The sequence below is a fragment of the Paenibacillus artemisiicola genome, from assembly GCF_017652985.1.
GTDB lineage: Bacteria > Bacillota > Bacilli > Paenibacillales > Paenibacillaceae > Paenibacillus_Z > Paenibacillus_Z artemisiicola.
Window position 1 is genome coordinate 124,333 of sequence record NZ_JAGGDJ010000004.1, and the last position, 17,884, is coordinate 142,216.

General features: G+C 60.0%; 17 protein-coding genes and 1 pseudogene. 1 reads left to right on the plus strand and 17 read right to left on the minus strand.

Translation table 11 applies throughout. The annotated features are described in order from the left end of the window. Positions 1–67 precede the first annotated feature (67 nt). Complete coding sequence (locus I8J29_RS08985) at positions 68–1,015, minus strand: helix-turn-helix transcriptional regulator (RefSeq protein ID WP_208847280.1); 948 nt, start codon at positions 1,013–1,015, stop codon at positions 68–70. A 199-nt stretch (positions 1,016–1,214) separates the two neighbouring features. Between I8J29_RS08985 and I8J29_RS08990 the strand changes: the two genes are divergently transcribed. Then, complete coding sequence (locus tag I8J29_RS08990) at positions 1,215–2,369, plus strand: winged helix DNA-binding domain-containing protein (RefSeq protein ID WP_208847281.1); 1,155 nt, start codon at positions 1,215–1,217, stop codon at positions 2,367–2,369. Between the two features lie 28 nt (positions 2,370–2,397). On the opposite strand, the gene I8J29_RS08995 is transcribed toward I8J29_RS08990, so the two are convergent. The 16 genes and pseudogenes from I8J29_RS08995 to I8J29_RS09070 form a co-directional block, all read right to left on the minus strand. Continuing rightward, positions 2,398–2,988 (minus strand): exopolysaccharide biosynthesis protein, encoded by a 591-nt coding sequence (locus I8J29_RS08995; RefSeq protein WP_208847282.1) that lies wholly within the window; start codon positions 2,986–2,988, stop codon positions 2,398–2,400. Between the two features lie 301 nt (positions 2,989–3,289). Further along, positions 3,290–4,051 carry an ABC transporter permease gene (locus tag I8J29_RS09000; protein WP_208847283.1) on the minus strand — a complete coding sequence of 254 codons (762 nt, stop codon included), beginning with the start codon at positions 4,049–4,051 and terminating at the stop codon, positions 3,290–3,292. Positions 4,052–4,053: 2 nt separating this feature from the next. Next, complete coding sequence (locus I8J29_RS09005) at positions 4,054–4,812, minus strand: ABC transporter ATP-binding protein (RefSeq protein ID WP_208847284.1); 759 nt, start codon at positions 4,810–4,812, stop codon at positions 4,054–4,056. A 13-nt stretch (positions 4,813–4,825) separates the two neighbouring features. Continuing rightward, positions 4,826–5,176 (minus strand): DUF1048 domain-containing protein, encoded by a 351-nt coding sequence (locus tag I8J29_RS09010; RefSeq protein WP_208847285.1) that lies wholly within the window; start codon positions 5,174–5,176, stop codon positions 4,826–4,828. A gap of 1 nt (position 5,177) precedes the next feature. Next, positions 5,178–5,534, minus strand: coding sequence for a DUF1048 domain-containing protein (locus tag I8J29_RS09015; protein ID WP_208847286.1), 357 nt, complete (start codon positions 5,532–5,534; stop codon positions 5,178–5,180). Then, positions 5,531–5,839 carry a PadR family transcriptional regulator gene (locus I8J29_RS09020; protein ID WP_276316268.1) on the minus strand — a complete coding sequence of 103 codons (309 nt, stop codon included), beginning with the start codon at positions 5,837–5,839 and terminating at the stop codon, positions 5,531–5,533. Before I8J29_RS09020 ends, I8J29_RS09015 begins: the two co-directional genes overlap by 4 nt. Positions 5,840–6,171: 332 nt before the next feature. Further along, the gene (locus tag I8J29_RS09025; RefSeq protein WP_208847287.1) at positions 6,172–6,903 is read right to left on the minus strand and encodes a rod shape-determining protein MreC; all 732 of its coding nucleotides are present in this window, start codon (positions 6,901–6,903) and stop codon (positions 6,172–6,174) included. A 359-nt stretch (positions 6,904–7,262) separates the two neighbouring features. Further along, positions 7,263–8,081: an ATP-binding cassette domain-containing protein gene (locus I8J29_RS09030; RefSeq protein ID WP_208847288.1), complete on the minus strand. Its 819-nt coding sequence runs from the start codon at positions 8,079–8,081 to the stop codon at positions 7,263–7,265. Next, positions 8,051–8,848 (minus strand): aliphatic sulfonate ABC transporter permease SsuC, encoded by a 798-nt coding sequence (gene ssuC, locus I8J29_RS09035; RefSeq protein WP_208847289.1) that lies wholly within the window; start codon positions 8,846–8,848, stop codon positions 8,051–8,053. The genes I8J29_RS09030 and ssuC overlap by 31 nt, the downstream gene beginning before the upstream one ends. A gap of 12 nt (positions 8,849–8,860) precedes the next feature. After that, on the minus strand, positions 8,861–10,006 hold the full coding sequence (ssuD, locus tag I8J29_RS09040; protein WP_208847290.1) for an FMNH2-dependent alkanesulfonate monooxygenase: 1,146 nt from the start codon (positions 10,004–10,006) through the stop codon (positions 8,861–8,863). 71 nt (positions 10,007–10,077) lie between these two features. Next, entirely contained in the window at positions 10,078–11,112 is a 1,035-nt protein-coding gene (locus tag I8J29_RS09045) for a sulfonate ABC transporter substrate-binding protein (protein WP_208847291.1), read from the minus strand. Positions 11,113–11,460: 348 nt separating this feature from the next. Further along, positions 11,461–12,033 carry an NADPH-dependent FMN reductase gene (locus tag I8J29_RS09050; protein WP_338113120.1) on the minus strand — a complete coding sequence of 191 codons (573 nt, stop codon included), beginning with the start codon at positions 12,031–12,033 and terminating at the stop codon, positions 11,461–11,463. A 71-nt stretch (positions 12,034–12,104) separates the two neighbouring features. Then, a complete protein-coding gene (locus I8J29_RS09055; RefSeq protein WP_208847293.1) occupies positions 12,105–13,160 on the minus strand; it encodes an ankyrin repeat domain-containing protein in 1,056 nt (351 codons plus the stop codon). A gap of 188 nt (positions 13,161–13,348) precedes the next feature. Continuing rightward, positions 13,349–14,344 (minus strand): Gfo/Idh/MocA family protein, encoded by a 996-nt coding sequence (locus tag I8J29_RS09060; protein ID WP_208847294.1) that lies wholly within the window; start codon positions 14,342–14,344, stop codon positions 13,349–13,351. 245 nt (positions 14,345–14,589) lie between these two features. Further along, positions 14,590–16,113, minus strand: coding sequence for a glycoside hydrolase family 43 protein (locus I8J29_RS09065; protein ID WP_208847295.1), 1,524 nt, complete (start codon positions 16,111–16,113; stop codon positions 14,590–14,592). A 69-nt stretch (positions 16,114–16,182) separates the two neighbouring features. Further along, positions 16,183–17,876, minus strand: a pseudogene (locus I8J29_RS09070) (ABC transporter substrate-binding protein). Positions 17,877–17,884 lie beyond the last annotated feature (8 nt).

Genomic DNA, 17,884 nt, shown 5'->3' on the forward strand with positions numbered 1-17,884 from the left:
CACGATGAATAAGCCCGACTCGCCGTATGGCGAGCCGGGCTTTTGCTCATGCTATTCCATGCTCCATCTATGCGTCCCGTTGGTAATTGGCATAGATTTGCCTTCCCAGCTCTTTGATCTTGTCCGCGACGGCTGGCGGCTCTACGACTTGTACGTCCGGCCCGTAGCTCAATAGCATGCCGTACATCCAGGAATTGTCCGGATAGCTGGCTCGGACCAGCAGCGTTCCGTCCTCTTGGCGCTCGACCTTGTCCAGCCCGAAAGCCTCCTCGACCCGAACGCGCAGGCGGGAATCGAATCGGAGCGCAAGCTCCACCATGGGGCCGGACTCCTTGCTGCCCCATCGCGCATCCAGCTCCTCCATGCGAACCCCGCGGCTCGCGAAATGCTCCGTCCGTATGCGCAGGCCGCTTATTCTCGAGAGCCGAAAGGTCCGATAGTCGCTTCGCAGCCTGCAGTACGCGTACAAGTACCACGCGTAGCCCTTCCACGCTAATCCGATCGGCTCCGCTTCCCGCTGCTCGACGATGCCGTCCGTATTGGTATAATCGAACGATGCCACGTACCGATTCTTCGCGGCTTGGCGAAGGGCGCCAAGAATGGACTTATCCTTCAATCCGCCGCCGTGCCACAGATTCGTATCGAACATCAGCGTCTCCCCGAGTTCTTCCATACGGTTCCGTTCCGATCTCGCGATCAAGGCCTTGATCTTGGTCAAGAGGCCGTCCATTTCCTTGTCGTCCAACGAGGCCTGCACGCCTCGTAACGCAACCAGTATCGACTGCAGATCTTCGAAGGTCACGATTTGCCGATCGATGCGGAACTGCTCCATAATTTCGTAGCCTCCGTCCGTTCCGGTGAAGGACACGATGGGAATGCCTGCCGTATTGATGGTCTCGACGTCGCGGTAAATCGTCCGCAGGGATACCTCGAACTTATCCGCCAAGGTCTGGGCGTTCACCCGGCGCTGGCTTAATAAGGCCATCGTGATGCCAAGCAGACGCTGTATTTTCAATGCGCCGCGCTCCTTCCGCTGCCGAATGACAGATGTAGAGCTGTCATTTCGAATGATCTTGTTCAACGTCTCCGCGTTCTTGACAGACTGTTGTCAGGAACGGACGGCTACAATAAGGAAGACACCACACATCGTCGCGAGGTGACATTGTATACTGCATACGATGGACCTCCGAAACGAAACGACGGGAGGCTGCGAAATGAGCGCATCGAACGGCACGCGAAACCATCTCTCGGGAGGCGACATCAACACGGGCGAAGTTCTTGATGCCCGCGCCTTGAATCGCGCTTTGCTCGCGCGGCAAATGCTGCTCCGCCGCGAGAAGCTGCCCGTTTTGGAGGCCGTCGAGCGCTTGATCGGCCTGCAAGCGCAAGCGCCGAACGCGCCGTACTTCGCGTTGTGGGCCCGGTTGGAGGACTTTCGGCAGGAAGGGCTGTCGCGGCTCCTCCTGGATAAGAAGGCGGTACGCATGGCGCTTATGCGCGCCACCTTGCACTTGGTTTCCGCTTCCGACGCCATGCCGCTGCGGTCGACGCTGCAAAGCGTTATGGAACGGAGCTTAAAAGGCGCCTTCGGCCGGCAGCTTAAGGGCGCGGATCCGGCGCAGCTGGCAGCGTTCGGCCGCAGCCTGGTGGAGGACCGGCCAAGCACGTTCGGCGAATTGGGGCGGCATATGCGCGAACGCTGGCCCGCCCTTCAGAGTGAAGCGCTGGCGGCCGCCGTTCGGAACTTGGTACCGCTCGTCCAGCTTCCGCCGCGAGGGATATGGGGCGAGAGCGGGCAAGCCGTCCATACCTCGGCCGAACGATGGCTCGGACAATCGCGCAGCGCCGAGCCGGATACGGAGCTGCTGATCCGGCGGTATTTGGCGGCGTTCGGTCCGGCTACGGCGAAAGACGTGCAGGCATGGTCGGGACTGACCGGGCTGAGCAAAGCGATGGAACGGCTTCGCCCCGAACTGGTAACGTTTCGAAATCCGGCGGGCGACGCATTATTCGATCTGCCTGACGCTCCGCGGCCCGACTCGGATACGCCTGCCGAGCCGAGATTTCTCGGCGAATTCGACAATACCCTGTTGTCCCATGCGGACCGCGGCCGAATACTCCCGGACGAATACCGCAGCCAAGTCTGCACGGCGAACGGCATCGTCCGCTCAACGATCCTCATCGACGGATACGTCGCCGGGACCTGGAAGTTAACGCGCGAACGAGGGAAAGCCATCCTGTGCATCGATCCCTTCGCCGCCCTTTCCTCTCCCGATTCCGACGCGTTACGGCTGGAAGGAGCCCGTCTGCTTCAATTTGCCGCGGAGGATCATTCCCATGAAGTCATTATTCGGCAAGGGGGAAGCTAGGAGCGTTGTCGCGGCTTTTTGGCGGTTCTCAAATCAACTGACTGAACAACAGCTTCATCCCCTCGATGCCGAGAAAAGCAATCAGGGCGAAATAAACGGCGGTCAGCACGAAAAACGCATAGGAGAGCGGGATCATCAAGCCGTCGCGCAGCAAGTAGCCGAGGGATATGAAGAAGATGACATAGGCGGGCAGTGAATTCGAGAACGGGATCGGCAACGGCAGGAGCAGCAAAATACCGGTGACGAGCATGAGCACGGCATGAAGCACGCGCAGCCGTTGCGACTCCAGCAGACGGTCATAACGCGGCCTCGACCAACGCTCCAGCTTCCGGAACAAGGCGATCGCTCCCCGAAACAGCACCCTTACGCCCTTCGGGGGCATTTGAAAAGCATGGACGCGCCTCGGAATCGCGACCTCCCGGCTGCCTAGAATGCCAAGCGAGAGCATGGCGATCAGAATGCCGAACGGCGTGCTTACCCCGGGCAGGGCAACCGGTTGAAGGAACGGCACGGACAAGATCGTAAGCATGAAGAACGGTCCTTGATCCTTCAGCGCCGCGAGCAGGTCTCCAAGCTTCAGCTGCTTTCCTTCCAGGCTTACGAGCAATTGCTGCAACACATCGGATATACTGCGATCTTCCATACGCTGCTTCTCAGACAAAGCCATGCTCCTCCAACAAGATAGTTGTCTCCCGACTGGGGCTTGCGGTATCGCTTCAACCCCATCTTATCATACCAAGCTTACGAAAAACCGCCCGTTCTATCGAAGGAAGGCAGCCGATCGCTGGAGACCGGCTGCCTTCCTGTCGGGTTAAACCCTTGCGTGGCGCGAGTACGCCGGACAAAGCACGGTCGACGCTGGCCGAGTCCCTTTTCTTGAAGTTTTTGTTAACCCGGCACCTTTAACTGTCTTGCCGCCATTAGGCCGCTTTCCGATTATAGACGCGCATCGCGAAGAGATAAGCCGCGAGCATGATGCCGACGCACCACGCGAGCGCGATCCAGATTTCATTGCCCGCAGGCTGACCCGACAGCAGCGCGCGGATGGCTTCCACGATTGACGTCACCGGCTGGTTGTCGGCGAAGGCGCGGACGACCTTCGGCATCGAGTCGGTCGGCACGAAGGCCGAGCTGACGAACGGCAGGAAGATCAGCGGATACGAAAACGCGCTTGCGCCTTCCACCGTTTTACCGGTCAACCCGGCAATCGCCGCAACCCACGTCAAAGCCAGCGTAAACAGCACGAGGATACCGATTACGGCAAGCCATGGCAGAACCCCTGCCGACGAGCGAAAGCCCATAAGGAGCGCTACGAGAATGATGACCGCCAGCGATAGGAGGTTGGATGCCAGCGAGGTCAGCACATGCCCCCACAGCAAGGCGGATCGCGCGATCGGCATGGAGTGGAACCGCTCGATAATGCCCCGCTGCTTATCCATAAACAGGCGGTAAGCCGTATAAGAGATGCCGCTTGCAATCGCGATCAGCAGGATGCCGGGCAGCAGATAGTTCACATAGTGATCCGTTCCGGTATGGATGGCGCCGCCTAACACGTAGACGAACAGCAGCATCATCGCGATCGGCGTGATGCAGACCGTGATGATGGTGTCCATGCTGCGGAACACATGACGCATGGACCGTCCGAGCATGACGCGCATATCGCTGAAAAAGTAACGGTGCATGGCTATTTCACCTCCCTGTTACCGATGATGGCGAGGAAAATCTCTTCCAATGAAGGTTGTTTTTCCACATACTCCGTCTTTGCGGGCGGAAACCGCTTCTTCAGGTCCTGCAGCGTGCCGTCGGCAATAATGCGGCCTTCATGCAAAATGGCGATTCGATCGGCAAGTTGTTCGGCCTCTTCCAGGTACTGCGTGGTCAGGAAGACCGTCGTGCCCCCGTCGGCAAGCTCCTTGACGATCCGCCAAGCCTCGATGCGCGCCTCGGGGTCAAGTCCCGTGGTCGGCTCGTCGAGGAAGATGACCTGCGGATTGCCGATCAGGCTCATGGCGATGTCGAGCCTGCGGCGCATGCCCCCCGAATAAGCGGACGCCTTGCGGTCGGCGGCGCCGTGCAAGCCGAAGCGATTCAACAATTCATCCGCCACCCGGCGCGGATGCTCAAGGTGCCGCAGTTTGGCGATCATGAGCAAGTTCTCCCGTCCGGTCAGAATCTCGTCCACGGCGGCAAACTGCCCGGTCAGGCTAATCGATTGACGGACGCGGTCGGGCTTTGACGCGACGTCATGGCCGGTTACGCGGGCGGTGCCTCCGTCCTGCTTGAGCAGCGTGGCGAGGATTCTGACAACCGTCGTCTTGCCCGCGCCGTTGGAGCCGAGCAGGGCGAAAATCTCGCCCCGCTTCACTTCGAAATCGACGCCTTTCAGGACTTCGGCGTCCTTGAAAGATTTGCGCAAGCCTTTCACTTCGATCGCCGCTTCCATCCGGATCCCTCCTTTACTTTGTTTGATCCGTATTCTTGTTCATGGCCTTGTGGCCTTCTTGGACGATGGATGCTTGATAGAGGTCGGCGTACGTCTTGGAATCCTTGATCAGCTCGTCGCAGAACGCCGCCACGTCGCGGCCCGTCACTTCGAGCACGCCTTTCCCCGAAGCGGCGCCCTCCTCGAAGAGATCGACGATCCCCGAGAGCAACCCCGTCCCGGCGGTTAGCTCCACGGGGCCGACTTTGAAGAGATATTTTTGCAGCTCGCGATAGACGATCTGGTAATCCTTCGGGAGCGCTTTGACGCGCGCCACGTGCGCGCGCCACTCTTTTTTGCCTTGGATGATAGCTTGAATGCTCATGTTATCCCTCCGATTGGCCTAATTTTTTGGCGATCGTATTGTTGAGCTGATTGCGCCACTTGTCGCGATAGGACTTTGCCCCTTCTTCGCCGGCCAGCGCCGAACAGAAGCCTTGGATATCGTCGCCCAGTACCTCCCGAACCGTCTGACCGTCCGCGGACGTTTCCTCGAACAGGCCGAGCACGCCGTCAAGAATCGGCATGAGGTTGCGGCCGGTGAAATCCGAGTGCGGCCAAAGACGGGCGTTAATTTCTCCCCATGCCGCCCGATAATCGGCCGGCAGCGTTTTGATTCGCGCTTCAAAGCTTTTCATTTCCTTCGTCATGTCGCTGCCGGTGATTTTTTCCCAAAAGTTCATGATCGCCGCTCCTTTAACTCGCTCATTTTTGAGGATACGAACTCCCATTTCTCCCAGAACCTCCGCAGCTCCTCGCGTCCCGCATCGTTGATCGCGAAGAACTTCCGCGGCGGTCCCATGTCGGAAGGCTTCTTGGTAATCTCCACCAGCTTGTTCTTCTCAAGCCGGATGAGGATCGTGTACACCGTCCCCTCCACAACGTCCGCGAAGCCGAGGGCGTTCAGCCGCCGCGTGATCTCGTAGCCGTAGGTTTCGTTGCGGCTTATAATTTCAAGGACGCTGCCCTCAAGCACCCCTTTAAGCATTTCCGTCAGGTTTTCCAGCACGATCACCTCTCGCTAATCAGTACGACTGGTATCAAGTATCACTTACTACTACTATAAAGTAACACGTAGTAGCCGAGGTGTCAATACGCGCGCGCCAAAATTTTCCTTGTCTTGTCCGCTTGGTTGTGGCGTCGTCGGCGTCCCCGGGCAAATAAAAAAAGCCCAGGTGCCGGGGCTTTCTTCGCGTTAGTAGCGGTCCTGGTCGTCATGCTCGTCCTTCTCGGCTCTTTATACGCTTTTGCCAAGCTTGCTGCAGCGTTTTTGTGCGCGATCAGCGCTGCCCGACGGCACCTGCATGCAACCCTGTTGAATCAAGGCCCCGCGATGATAAAGACAAACACGTCATGCGAGGTTGGGAACTCGGGGATTTCCAGGGTCGCTTCGCTCGACAGGCCCATCGGACTGACCTCGATGCCGGCAACCGTTCCGATTTTCAAACCGGGCCGGTACCTGGAGGTGTCGCCGCCCAACGTTTCGATGACATCCCCCTTCTTGATCAAGGCATCGGGAGGAATTTTTTTTATCGCCAAGCGCTCCGCGTTCGCATCGTATTCGGCGATGCCGAAGGTGGACGCTTTGTTTGTGGCGCGAATCGCGATGCCCTTATTTGTCATGTACGACTCCGTGTTCAGGAGTCCGACCGTCGCGGAATGCTTCTCCACCGCGGTGACCATCCCCACGAAATATTGATCGAGCGAGAGTACGGCGTCGTTCTGCTTCACGCCGTCCAGACTCCCTAAGTCGAGCTGGATCGTGTCCGCGCCGGCGTCGGCAATTCTGGCTACTTTGTAGGCGTAGGTCGCCGGCAATTGTTTCTTCGCCGCTTTGGCTTTGTTCAACTCGGCAATGTCGGTCTCCGTTTGCCACATCCTGATCGCCCGAATACCGGCCTGATTCGCGATTTTCTTCAACTGCTTGTTTTCCTGGTAAGTCGCATACAACGCCGACAGCCCTTGATGCGTGTTCGCGACGTAAGCCATCAACTCCGCGCGATACGCAGCTCCGACAAGCGCCGCGCCGACTACGCCGATCAGGCTCGCCATTACCAGTCTTCTGAGTCTGACGTTTCGAGATCTCATGAAGGTTCCTGCCCCGCTTACCCCTAGTTTAGATACGGCCTTTCAGTGAAAAGACGATTCTGGGCGCGGCAAAGTTACAGGCCTGCGGCTCGGACGGCGCCGGCAATTCGCGTACCGCGACGCCTCGCCGGTAGCTGAGAATGTAAAAGGAGCTATCCGGAACGATGAGTGGTTTGCCGGATCGGGACCAGGGCGGGAGCGCCGCTTGACTATCCTCCCGGTCGTTATCCTGGAGGAAAAAAAGAACCGTCTCCTCGCGCTTGGCGGAGGATTCGGTTCTTCCTAAGTCGTGCTTCGAGATGCGCTTCCTATCAAGCAGCGCGCTAGATCGCAAACCCTTCTTGATTGCCGCTTCCCGGATGTCTGCCCAGCACGCGATTCAACAAGCCGCTCTCGTAGTGGATAAAGCCGCCGTCCTTCTCGCGCGGCCGCGCCAGCGCGATGGCGATGTCCTGCGAGATCGCGCCGTTCTCCACCAGCACGACGCGGTCGGCCAGCGCCACGGCTTCGCTCACGTCGTGGGTCACGAGCACGCCGGTGAACCGCCGCTCCAGCCACAACCGCTCGATGAGCTGCTGCATCTCGATGCGGGTCAACGCGTCGAGCGCGCCGAGCGGCTCGTCGAACAGCAGCAAGCTCGGATCGCTGACGAGCGCCCGTGCCAGCGCGACCCGCTGCCGCTGCCCGCCCGACAGCACGGACGGCCACTCCTTTGCCCGGTCGGCCAAGCCCACAAGCTCCAGCGCCTCCAGCGCCTGGCCGCGGTCACCGCCCTCCGCGCCGATTCGGACGTTGTCGAGCACCGTTTTCCACGGGAGCAGCCGGGCGTCCTGGAACATCACCCGCACGTCGGACCGCAACCCGGCCGCCTCCGACCCGCCGATGGCTACCGTGCCTTTCGACGCCTGCTCCAAGCCGGCCAACAAGCGAAGCAGCGTGCTTTTGCCGCAGCCGCTTCGTCCGACGACCGCCAAAAACTGCCCCGCCGGAACCGTCAGCTCCAGCTCCCGCAGCACGGTCAGATCGCCGAACCGGACGACCGCGTCCCGTACGTCGACCGTCAATCCCCGGGCCGGAGCTTCGTTCGCGGATGCCGCTTGCGGCGTCTGGATTATTTCCCTTGCCGATAATGCGGATGCCATTTCAGCCAACTCCTCTCCATGAGCTTCGCCACCCAATCCGACAGCTTGCCGAGCAGCGCGTAGATAACGATGCTAAGCACGACGACGTCCATTTGGAAGAACTCCCGCGCGTTCATCGCCATATAGCCGATGCCGCTGTTGGCCGAAATCGTCTCCGAGACGATCAGCGTGATCCACATGATGCCGAGCGCAAACCGAAGGCCGACCAGAATCGACGGCAGCGCGCCGGGGAAAATAATCGTCCGGAAGAGGGCGAATCCCCTCAGCCCGTACGTGCGGCCCATCTCGATCAAGCCCGTGTCGACGGACCGGATGCCGTGCAGCGTGTTCAAGTAGATCGGAAACGCGACCCCGAGCGCGACGAGAAAGATTTTGCCCTGCTCGCCGATGCCGAACCACGCGATGATCAGCGGGATCAGCGACAAATGCGGAATCGTGCGAATCATTTGGATCGACGAGTCGGTCAGCTTCTCCGCGAGCGGCAGCAAGCCGTTCAGGATTGCCAGCGCGAAGCCGATGCCGCCGCCGATCGCGAAGCCGATGAGCGCCCGCTCCGTGCTGTCGCCGATATAGCGGAAGAGATCGCCGCTCCGAATCAGCTTGATGCCGGCTTCCACGACGGACGCGGGCGTCGGCAGGATCCGCTCCGAGATCCACCCCATGCTGCCGAACCATTGCCAGAGCGCGACGATCAGAATCGGGATCAGCCATTCAAGTCCGATCGATAACGTGCCGGTTTTCCAGTTACGCGCGAATGGACGCTTCATTCTTGTCTCCTCCTATCGGGCGGCCGCCCGCTCCGCGGGCTTGATCGCATTGGCGATGAGCTCGCCGAACGGGCTCGTCGAGGACGGGCCGCCCGCCGGCCGCACGCCGTTCAGCGGAAGCAGCGGGAAGACGAGATCGGCGAATTGGTACGCTTCTTCCAAGTGCGGATAGCCGGATAAAATAAACGTGTCGATCCCGAGGGCCGCATACTCCTTCATCAGGCCGGCCACCTCCTCGGGATTGCCGACGAGGGCCGTGCCGGCGCCGCCCCGGACGAGGCCGACGCCCGCCCACAGGTTCGGATAGATTTCGAGCTGGCTCCGGTCGCCGCCGTTCAGGTTCGACATCCGCTTCTGCCCTTCCGAATCGTAGCGCGCGAATACCTTCCGGGCCGCCGCGATCGCGGCGTCGTCGACCTTGCTGATCAGCCGGTCCGCTTCCCGCCATGCCGCTTCGGACGTCTCGCGGACGATGACGTGCAGCCGGATGCCGAACCGGACCGTCCTGCCCCGATCGGCCGCCATGCGGCGTACATGGTCGATCTTCTTCGCCACCTCTTGCGGCGGTTCGCCCCAAGTCAGATAGACGTCGATATGGTCCGCCGCCACCTCTTGGCCGGCCGGGGACGATCCTCCGAAATAGAGCGGCGGGTACGGCTTCTGCACCGGCGGGTAGAGCACTTTGCCGTCCTTCACCTTCAAGTGCTTGCCTTCGTAATCGACGTGCTCGCCGCTCAGCTCCCGGCGCCAAATATCGAGAAACTCGCTCGTCAGCTCGTAACGCTCGTCATGCGCGAGGAATACGCCCTCGCTCTCGAGCTCGACCGGGTCTCCTCCGGTGACGACGTTAACGAGCAGCCGCCCGTTCGAGAGGCGGTCGAACGTCGCCGCCATTCTTGCGGACAGCGTCGGCGACATCAGTCCCGGGCGCAGCGCGACCAGAAACTTCAGCCGCTCCGTCACCGGGATGAGCGAAGAAGCCGCAACCCACGCATCCTCGCACGAGGTTCCCGTCGGCAGCAGCACGCCGCCATAGCCGAGGCGGTCGGCCGCCTGCGCGATTTGCTGCATATAGGTAGCATCGACGACGCGCGCGCCTTCGGCGCTGCCCAGATAACGTCCGTCGCCATGCGTCGGTATAAACCAGAATACTTCCATTGTCATACACCCTTCCGTTGTCGGATATTATGGCCCTGCGAGTCGATGCCGAATAACACGCGAGACCCGTTTTATTTTAACGTCGCGTCCTTCACCTGAATGGACTCCGGAATGAGCTTCAGGTTCAAGAACGTATCGGCGATCTTCTGTTGGGCGTCGATGATGGCATCGTCGATCGGCAGCAGCCCGTAGCCTCTGCGCTTGGCCGCCAGCTCCAGCGAAGGCACGTCGATGCCGAGCTGCGGGGACAGCAGCGCCGCGACATCCTTTTGATTCGCCTCGGCCCATTTGTCGATTTTGTCCAGCTCTTCCTTGAAGATATCGATGACCGGCCCGTTCGCTTCGGCGAACTTGCGGGACGCGAGATAGAACTCCACGTTCGACACGAGATCCTTGCCGTCGGTCAGCAGCTTGCCGTCCGTCGCGGTTTGCGCCGCCGCCAGGAACGGATCCCAAATCACCCACGCGTCCACGGTGCCGTTCTCGAAGGCGACCCTGGCGTCGCCCGGAGGCAGGAACACCGTCGTGATGTCGTTGTAGTCGACGCCCGCTTTCTCAAGCGCTTTGACGAGCAAATAGTGGACGTTGGAGCCTTTGTTGAGCGCGATCTTCTTGCCCTTCAGATCGGCAAGCGAGGCAATCTTCGAATCCTTCGGCACGAGGATGCCTTCGCTGTTGGGGCTTGCCGGCTCATGCGCCAGGTAGACAAGCGGCGCTTTGGCCGCCTGCGCGAAGATCGGCGGGGCTTCGCCGGTATGGCCGATGTCGATGCTGCCGACGTTCAATGCCTCCAGCAGCTGCGGTCCTCCGGGAAACTCGGTCCACGTCACGTTGTAGCCTTCCGCTTCCAACCGTTTATCCAGCGTGCCTTTGGCTTTCAGAATATTAACGGTGCCGTACTTCTGGTAGCCGATGCGGATTTCTTTGCCGCCGGCGTCCCCCGAGGTTGGCTTGGCATTCGCGTCCGCGGCCGCGTTCTCCGATGGACCGGCATTCGCCGCGTGATTCGCGTTGTTCGAGCCGCAGCCGGCCAATACAAAGGTCATGCTAAGCAAAGCGATGAGGAACACGGATAAGTTGCGGTAAGCAGGAAATCGTCTCTTCATGATAACCACCCCGATCGAGTAATTCGGACAACGCAAAAACCGGAAGTTTCCCTGTGCAAAGCTCCTTCGTAGGAGAATGAGCAAGAGGAAACTTCCGGCGGTCCGGTAAGTTCATGGAATCTGATGGATTTATCATAAATTGATTATTCCTATAAGTCAACTATGAATTAAAACATTCTCGCGTTCCTCGGCTTCCTATCGCCACCCGAACCTGATCACCGCCATCGTTTTCATTCAAATCGTCAGCTCATTTTCCGACTATCCGAAGGGCATGAAACTCGGAGGGTCGACCTTGAACAAGCCTGCAACAAGGTTCCAGTTCCGGATACGTTCGCCCGTCGTCCCCCGTTACGTCACTGCCTGCAGCAGCGCTCCCGCGAGGCCGCGAAGCGACGTTAACGTACCCGCGTCCGTCACGCTGCCGTCAGCCCCCAGCTTCCTGCTCGCGAACGGGACGGCGAGAATCGCGTTGTCCGGAATCGTCGCGCTCATCATCTTAAGCGTCTGCACTAACGAGCCTAGCGCCGTCGCGCCGCCTTCGGGATGCGGGGATACGCTGATAACCGCCGTCGGCATCGCCATAAACTCACCCGAGGAGACGACCCAATCGAGCGCGTTTTTGAGCGAGCCCGGCACGCCGCGCGCGTATTCCGGCGTACAAATGACGACCGCGTCCGCCGAACGCAGCGTTTGCCGCCATTCCGCCACCGCTTCGGGCGGTTCGGCATCGTCCGGGTCCAGGTCGGGATTGAACGCCGGCAGGCTCGCCACCCCCTCGTACGTCCGAAATGCAGCGCCCGCAGGCAGCATCCCCTCCACGGACGCGAGAATCCGTGAATTCGCCGATAGGCTGCGAAGGCTTCCGGATATTCCCACTACGATCAGAGGCCGCTGATTCATATCGTTCACCAACTCTTCCATTTGATCTCGCAAGTATACCCCCTGACGCCAATGTCAGGGTCAATAGGTCCACATCGGCAACCGGCCGCCGATCAGCCTAAATTAGCTAACACCGAAATGGAATCACGATTGCACCAGCTTGGTCCATCCTTGAAGAGCAGGGCGTATTCCAATGCGGTCACGTTTTCAAAAACCCGGTCCGTTAGCTCGTCCCAGCCTCCTTTCGGATGACGGATCGTTGCCCGGACCTCCGGGTCGGCTCCGCGGTCCAACAGGAATCGCGTCCGTATATCCGTCGGCGATAGGACGGCCGCCACGGCATGAAACAACGGCGTATGTCCCCCATAGCCATCGGTGTCGACAGCCGCGCGCGCGTTGATGTCCGCGCCATGGTCGAGCAGCCAATTCGCGATGTCGAACTCGTCGTATTCCAACGCTAGATGAAGCAGGGTCGTTCCTTCAATGGGCGTCAGGGCCATTGCCATATCGAAGCCCGACTCCGGACGATAGATGTCTTCCGATTGAAAGCGCCGCCGAACAAGATCCGGATCGCAGCGCACGTGTTCTTCCAGCAAATCGATGCGTCCGCGATGAAACGCCATCAATGGCGTGTCCTCGAGCGGCACGCCGGCGTTGAAGAGCACTTCGAGACAGGCGTGTTTATGGCGAGGATTCCGGGCATACGCGCCCAATATGAACCCGAGCGGAGAGTGAAGACGTCCCTGGCTTGTCCGATGCCGAACGTCGGGATCCGCGCCGAGATCGATCATCAATCGGATGCCGTCCGGGTTCAACGCTTCGCAAGCCGCTAAGATCACCGGTCCGTAATCGATGGCCGTATCGGAATACAAGCCGTTCGGATCGGCTCCTTGCTCGACGAGGTATTCGGCTGCCTCGCGATGAGCGCGCATCGAAGCGCGGGATAGCGCTTGCTGAACGTCTCTTGGACCGTAGGGCATAAGCATCTTGACCATGTCCAGATCGTTGCCCTGCGCCGCCAAGCTGAGCGCTGCCCCTCCGTCCACGCCAGGCAAAGACGCATGCAACAATTCCGGACGCTGCGCAAGGATGGACCGGACGGCTCCGGTATCCCGCTTGCGAATCCCTTCGATCAATCGATCCTTCGGCTCCCGCGCGTCGATCTCCATGATTTCACTCCTTCATGAATCGCGAATGATAGATTTCTTCGCGAGAAGAACGCGGAATCCCTTTATCTCCCCGGTCAACCCGCGATTCTGCTCCTAATTCCCGATTCTGCCTCATTGGCGTAAAAAAGGACGATAAGCGAGTCAGGCCTCCGCTCATCGTCCTTCCCTCTAGCCTGCCATTCGACCGATCACCCTTCGCTCGGATACCGAAGTCCCCATGGCTCCCGGACCCGGTCCAGCGTCTCCATGATGCGCACCGTCTCGTCGACGGTCAAGACTTCGCTCTCCTTGCGGCCCGCGCGCAGACATTCCATCGCTTCGATCGCCTGGTAGAAATGGCCGGACGGCTCGAGCTCTTGCTTGAAGGCTACCGGCTCCTCCCCGTTCACGTACAGCGTCGCGGCCTTGGCGAACAAGAAGCCCGGCACTTCGATCCGCCCTTTCGTGCCGTAGATGACGGCCTCGTTGGTCATGAATAGACGGATCGAGCCGTGCAGGGAAGCGGTGCGGCCGCCGTCGTATTCGAACAACAGCGAGAATTGCTCGTCCACGCCCGTCTCGCCGATCACCACGGAGCTCGCGATCTTGGAAGGCTGCTCCCCGCCGTAGATCATCGACGCGAACGATACCGGGTAAATACCGGCGTCAAGCAGCGTGCCGCCGCCCTTTTCCTTGTTCAGCAGCCGGCCTTCGGGATGCCAGCCCGCATCGAAGCCGAATTCGGCCTTCACGATGCGCACCTCGCCGATCGCGCCGCTGTCCAGCCATTCCCGCACCTTGACGATCGCGGGCAAGTACCGCGTCCACATCGCTTCCATGACGAACAGGCCCTTCTCGCGGGCCAGGTCCGCGATCTCCCGCGCCTCGGCCGCGTTGATCGTGAAGGGCTTCTCGCAGAGCACGGACTTGCCGCCGCGCAAGAGCGTCAGCGCGTTCTCCTTGTGGATCGGATGCAGCGTGCCGATGTAGACGATCTCGACGTCCGGATCGGCCGCGAGCTCCTCGCAGCTGCCGTAAGCGCGCGGGATGCCGAATTTCCCGGCGAATGCCTGCGCCTTGTCGAGCGAACGTCCCGCGACGGCGACGAGCTCCGCGCCCGGCGCGTGCGGCAGCTCCGTCGCAAAGTTGTCCGAGATGCCTCCCGGTCCCATAATGCCCCATTTCACAATGCGTTGTTCCGCCATGATCAAGTCTCCTTTACCTCTCGGATAACTCTACCTTAACCCATCTGGAGGCGCTTGCAAAGACCGCTTGGCCGATATTGCCAGAATTCTTGTCCGTGTCCGTTAACGCCATGCAGGCAGGTCCGGCGGAAGCCCGAGCAACGACGGCCCTAACCAACCCTATGCGTTCTTTTCCTCTTTCTCTGAGCCGAAGCGAAACCAAACGCTCCGTCCTGGAGGACGGAGCTCGTTTATCGGTCGCGAATTTACGGCCGCGTCTCCGTCTCATAACCCAACCAATCGAAATACGCCGGCGTTACCGAGCGCGTGCCGCTGCCCGTCGCATACATGGCGATGAACACGCCCGTGAAACCGCCCGCTACTTCCGTGGCCAGCATGCTGCATTCCCCTTGACCGAACCGGACGGGAGCTCTGTCCTCGTTTTCTGCGAAGCCGAAGCGATACGCGTTTGTATCGGCATGGACGCTCAATACGATCGAGTCGGCCGGCCATGGCATCTCGTGCTCCACCTTCCACAGCGTGCCGAGCCTTCTGCGGAAGAGGAGCTTGCGCGCTCCCGCCTGCCGCGCGACCGCGATTTCGTAGTGGAAGCGCTCGTTCATATACACGACGAGTCCCGCTTCTTCGCCGTCCCGCTCGGGCGCAAAGGTTAAGCGCGCGCTTGCCCGAAACGAAAAGTGCTGCTGTCTGCGCCCGACGAAGGCCGCGACGCCCGTGTCGTTCAACGTCGCCTCCGAGCCGAAGAGCGTTAGGCATCCCGGCTTCGCGGTAAGCGACCAATTCCGCGGATCCGGCGAACGCAGGAAATTCCAACAAGGGGCAAGCGCCGCCCGATCGAAGCCTTCCGTTGTCGTCCCCTCCGTCTTCGGCCGCAACGGGAGATTGCCCGCCGGCATCGTCTCTCCGATCGTTCCGTCGTCGCCGATGACGGGCCATCCCTCTTCCGTCCACGTCACGGGAGCCAAGAACGTCTCCCGGCCCAGATGATGGCGAGCGGGATAACCGGCGGGACGGATACCCAGGAACACGGCCCACCAGCTGCCATCCGGTCCCTGAACGAGGTCGGCGTGGCCCGTGGCATGAATCGGCTTCAAGCGGCTGCGATGGGTCAGGATCGGATTATGCGGACAAGCGACGAAGGGACCGTCCGGCCTCGCGCTTCTCGCAACGGTCACCATGTGCCCGTACTCCGTGCCGCCTTCCGAGAGCATGAGATAGTACCAATCGCCGATGCGATAGAGATGCGGGGCCTCGGGATATTGACCGCCGGTTCCCTGCCAAAGCAAGCTGACGCCGGATAATCGCTTCCCCGTCCGGATATCGATTCGGCTCTGATAAGCGCCTTGCCCCTTCGCGTCATGGGACGTCGTATAGTACACGGAACCGTCCTCGTCGAAGAACAGGTCGGGATCGATGCCCGGCTGATCCACGAAGATCGGATCCGACCACTCGCCTCTCGGGTCATCCGCGCAGACGTAGAAATTCCCCCCGCCGGACACGTTGGTCGTGGTCATGTAGAACAAGCCGTTCCGATACCGGATCGTCGGCGCATAGATGCCGCCGGAGCTTCCGGCCCGGCTTAAATCCAGCTGTCCCTCCCGCGTCAAGACATGCCCGATTTGCTCCCAATGCACCAGATCCTTGCTGTGGAATAAGGGCACGCCCGGGAAATATTCAAACGAGCTGGTCACCAGATAATAGTCTTCGCCGACGCGGCAAACGCTGGGATCCGGGTGGAATCCGCTGATAACGGGATTGTGATAATGCATGCGATGATCGCTCTCCTACTCGATTTAGTCCTGACTCCGGCGCCGCGGTCCGGTACTTCTCGTGACGGCTTATTCGTTCCAGAGCTTCACGACATTTTGGACGTACGCCGTAAAACCCTTCTCCATCTTCTCCACGCCCGCATCCAGCAGGGCTTGCTGATACTTGTCCCAGAGCCGGTCGAAGTCTTCCGGCTTCGCCATGACGGCCTGCGGGATTTGCTTCCAGGTGATGTCTTTCATTTTATTGCCGAGAATGGTGACTTCGTCGTCGCCCGGTACGGCGATGTTCCAGGCCGCGCCCCATGCTTTCACCGGGAACTCGTCCTCTTGCGGGAACAGGTCCTTCCACGTCGCGGCGTGATACGCCTTCAGCGTTTCCTTATCGGCGCTCGTATAGGTGCTGACGATTTGTTCGGGGAAATTCTTCGTGTAATAGTTGCCCGTCGCATCCAGCACGCCGTCCCCGTAGTGCGCGCCGAGGTTGGAATAGAAGCCGATGCCGGATTCCTGGCTGAACGCCGTATTATCGTTGATAATGCGGTTCTGAACCTCCTCGGGCACGACGCGCTTACCGTCCTGAACCGTATAATGCTTGCCTTCGATGCCCCAGTTGTCGAGAATCTGGCCTTGCTCCGATGCCAGGTAATCCAGGAACTTGATGGCCCTGACCGGGTCCTTGCAAGCCGTCGTAATCCCGACGCCCCAGCCGGCCATAAAGCCCGTCGACTGAAAGCGGTTGTCCTTGTAGGCATCCGACAGCATGACCGAATAATGCCCGTAGGTTTGGTCCAGCTTGTTGGCCGTCTTCAGCGATTTCTCCCCGTCCGCATACCCCCAGTCGGCGTCGATCAGACCGATGACCCGCCCGGACGCGATCTTGGCCACGTACTGATCATTCTTCTGCACGAAGCTCTCTTTATCCAGCAAACCGCCGTTGTACATATGGTTCAGCCATTTAAAGTACTCCTTCTCGCCTTCCGTGCGATAATGGTAGGTCGCTTCATACGTCTTCGGATCGATCACGTATTCGCCGTCGCCCGACTTGCCGGTCGTTTCCGCCGCCGGGTTCGTGACGGATATAAACATATGCCAGTCGTCCGCGTTGAGCGTGAGTCCGATATTCTTATTGCCGTTCTCGTCCGTCGGATGCTTGTCCAAGTAGGATTGAATTACGCGCTCGTAATCCTGCAGCGTTTTGACCGGAGGATAGCCCGCTTCCTTCACCGCGCGATGCTGCAGCTCGAATCCGCCGCCCGCCACGAGCGTCTTGCCGTCGACGGCCGAATACGTCGGGATGACATAGATCGCGTGATCGTCGTTGCTGTAGCGCAAGCGGTTCAGCTGATCGCCGAACAGCTTCTTCAAATTCGGGGCGTATTGCTCGATCAGATCCGTAGATCGAGCATCGCGCCCGCGTCGACCAATTTGTTCAGATCCCCTTTCGGGCTGATCAGATCGGGATAATCGCCGCCGGTGGCGATAAGCGCGACTTTCTGGGACGGGTCGCCGACCGCGAATTCGGCATCCAGCGTAACGCCCGTTTGCTTCGTGATGGCTTTTCCGACGTCGTCCTGCATGTCCCGCCAGTTCGGGTTCGCGTCTTCGCTGAAGAACGAGAAGGTGATCGGAGACGTATCGCTTCCCGGCTCCTTCCCCGCGTTATCGCTTGCATGGCCGCCGTCATTCCCTCCGCACCCGGCCAGCACGCCTGCCGCGAGCGCGATTACCAAGCCTGCCTTCGGCAGATTCCAACCCTTTCTCATGCGTATAT